Below are 3,375 nucleotides of genomic sequence, written 5' to 3'. Positions count from 1 at the left end.
CAACCCCATGGCCATGAACAGCAGGAAGATCACCAGACCTCCCAGGAGGCGTCCCGCCCGTAACCAGATGTCCGGCGACAGGGGCGCTCGGCGCACCAGGGTGCCCCCGATGGTCGCTCCGGGATCGATCTCAGCATCGTCGGCGCTTCGATAGCCCAGGTCTCCGCCCACCACGGCGCCCGGCCCGACCCTGAGGTGGTCGATGGTCATCTCCACGTCCCGGCCCACCCGGCCGTCGATCGTGGCGTGGAGGGTACGGCCGCCCAGATCACGCCCCAGGCCGCCTTCGGCCAGGAGCCTGATCGCCCAGACCAGCGCATCGCCGCCGATCTCGCCCCCCAGCACCGCGTCCCGGGCCAGGACGGCCACCTCGTCCCCCACCTCGCCGGAAACCTCGATGTCGACACCGGCCAGCCGGACCGAGCCCTCCACCGTGCCCTCGATCGAAGCCGTCCGGGCAAAACCGACCACGTCCCCCTCGACCGAGCCCGTGACGTGGAAGCGGCTGGTGGTCAGAACCACCAGGTCGCCCTCGATGGTTCCGTGGACCCGGACCACCGAGGCCGAGACGTACAGGTTCTCCCCCACCACCTCATTCTCCGGGACGATGTAGATGTCCCCGCCGACCGTCTGGAGGGCCTCGGGGGCGCCGGCTGCAGTCAGGAGCAGGGCCGCCACGCCCAGCCCGAGCAGCCTTACAGCCAGATGCCTAGGCACCGACCCGGTTCAAGACGTCAAGCAGGGGGCCGGGGAAGACCCCCAGCACCACGGACACGCCCGCCGCTGCGACCAGCACCCACCGGATGCTCCGGGCCACGACGAGAGTCGTTCCCTCGCCCTCGTCCCCACGGAAGTACATCACCACCACCAGCCGCAGGTAGAAGAAGAATGCCGCCACCGACGCCAGCAGGCCGGTGATCACCAGCCATTCGTACCCGCCGTCCCAAGCGGACGTGAACACCTGGAACTTGCCGATGAACCCGGTGGTGAGGGGCATGCCGGACATGGCGATCATCAGGGTGGCCAGAACCGCCGCCACCACCGGCGACCTCCTCGCCAGGCCCCGGTACTCCTCGAAGGTGCTGCCGGTAGCGGCCTGGCCGCTGACCGCCGTAACCGCCGCGAAGGCTCCCACCAGCATCACCGAGTAGGTAGCCAGGTAGAACAGGACACCGGAACTGGCCACGACTCCCGCCGCCAGCCCGGTCAGTATGAAACCGGCGTGGGCCACTCCGGAATACGCCAGCATCCTTCGCACGTCGGATTGCTGGATCGCCAACAGGGTGCCCAGTATCACGGATACCGCCGCCACCAGCGCCAGACCATCCCCCCACGCCCCCGAGTATCGCTCGAAGCCTCCGGTCAGGATGTTGATGAGGGCGGCGAAGCCTCCGATCTTGGCCGCGGCCGCCATGAACCCCACCACTCCCGCCGGAGCTCCCTGGTAGACATCCGGCGCCCAGGAATGGAACGGCGCCGCAGTGACTTTGAAACCCAGGCCGACCACCATGAGGCCGATCCCGATGAGGAGCACCGCCGGACGGGCCACGTGAACCGCCGACAGGAAGGCTGCTATCTCGCCGAGGTTGGTGCTGCCCGTGGCCGCGTAGACCAGGGCGCCGCCGTAGATGAAGATGGCGGAGGCGAACGCACCCAGCAGGAAGTACTTCATGGCCGCCTCGTCTCCGGCCGGGGAGCTACGGACGATTCCGGCCAGCACATAGAGGGCGATGGAACCCACCTCCAGCGCCACGAAGGTCATCACCAGGTCGGCCGAGGCGCCCATCAGCATGAAGCCGACGGTCGCCACCATGACGAGGGCGATCCCCTCGGCGGCGCGACGGCCGAGCCCGACCAGCATCCGCCAGGCCGCGGCCGTACCCAGCACGGCCACCACCAGCAGGATGGCCCTTACCGTCACCGACAGGTAGTTCAGAAGGAGTGTTCCCCCGAAGGACACGCCTGCCCCGTCGATGCCGATGCGGTGCCACTGGAACCCGATCGCGATCGCCACCAGCGCGTAGGTCGCCGAGACCAGCCACCCGTGCACCCGGGCCGAGGGTCGGGCGAACACGTCCACCATCAGCACCACCACCGCCCCCGAGGTGAGGATGATCTCAGGCGCTATCGCCAGGTAGGAGACGCCGGTCATTCCCCGCCCCCCGACGCCATGACGTGTGTACCGCCCGGTTCGGGCGCCGTGTACCCGGTGGTGGCCTCGACCCGCTCCAGGACGGCGTCCGTGGACGGACCGATCACATCGAGCGCCACCTTCGGATAGACGCCCAGCACGATTATGAGAGCGACCAGCGGTACGAAGACCAGGGTCTCCCCGATGGAGAGGTCCGAGACCTGCCGGTTGGCCGGATCCGTGATCTCGCCGGTGAAGACCCGCTCGTACGCCCACAGGAGGTAGACCGCCGCCAGGATGACGCCCGTGGCGGACAGCACCGTGTACACGGGGAGCGTCGGGTAACTCCCCACGAGGATCAGGAACTCGCCCACGAACCCGTTCAGGCCCGGCAGCCCGATCGAGGCGAAGGCGATGAACAGGAACATGCCCGCGAAGACGGGCATCGACGAGGCGAGACCCCCGAAATCGGCGATGGCCTTGGTGTGGCGGCGCTCGTAGAGGATCCCGACCAGGAGGAACAGCGCCCCGGTCGTGAGACCGTGGTTGATCATCTGGACCACGCTTCCCTCCAGGCTCTGGGAGGTGAGGGCGAAGGTCCCGAGGACGATGAAGCCCAGGTGGCTGACCGACGAGTAGGCCACCAGCTTCTTCAGGTCGGGCTGGACGATGGCCACCACAGCCCCGTAGATCACCCCGATCACCGCCAGGGTGGCCAGCAGGGGCACGAAGTCGAGGGTGGCCTCGGGGAACAGCGGCAGGTTGAACCGGAGGAGCCCGTAGGTGCCGAGCTTCAGCAGGACTCCGGCCAGCAGCACCGATCCGGCGGTGGGCGCCTCCACGTGGGCATCGGGCAGCCAGGTATGGAGCGGGAACACCGGGACCTTGATGGCGAAGGCGACCACGAATGCCCCGAACAACCACCGCTGGGTATTGAGACCGAGATCGAGGTCCAGCATTCCGAGATACGAGAAGCTGATCTCGCCCACCTGCTCCCGGTGGATGAGCGCCAGAGCGATGATGCCCGCCAGCATCAGGGCCGAGCCCAGCGCCGTGTAGAGGAAGAACTTGACCGCCGCGTAGATGCGGTTCTCGCTCCCCCAGATGCCGATGATGAAGGCCATCGGGATCAGGATCGCCTCGAAGAACACGAAGAAGAGGAACAGGTCGAGCGACAGGAACACCCCGATGAGGCCGGCCTCCAGCAGCAGGTTCATGGCGACGAACAGCCGGACCCGGTGATC

Annotated in this window: 3 protein-coding genes; all 3 read right to left on the bottom strand. The window is 67.7% G+C overall.

The features are described from left to right. The coding region (locus tag OXK16_16795; protein ID MDE0377598.1) for a polymer-forming cytoskeletal protein at nucleotides 1-717 on the bottom strand (717 nt) is incomplete at its 3' end. After that, complete coding sequence (locus tag OXK16_16790; protein MDE0377597.1) at nucleotides 710-2,152, bottom strand: NADH-quinone oxidoreductase subunit N; 1,443 nt, start codon at nucleotides 2,150-2,152, stop codon at nucleotides 710-712. The genes OXK16_16795 and OXK16_16790, both read right to left, overlap by 8 nt. After that, a partial coding sequence (locus OXK16_16785) for an NADH-quinone oxidoreductase subunit M (GenBank protein MDE0377596.1) occupies nucleotides 2,149-3,375 on the bottom strand: 1,227 nt, incomplete at its 5' end. The genes OXK16_16785 and OXK16_16790, both read right to left, overlap by 4 nt.

This window comes from bacterium, from assembly GCA_028821235.1.
In the GTDB taxonomy this organism is placed as follows: domain Bacteria; phylum Actinomycetota; class Acidimicrobiia; order Spongiisociales; family Spongiisociaceae; genus Spongiisocius.
This window is presented reverse-complemented; position numbering and strand designations above follow the sequence as displayed.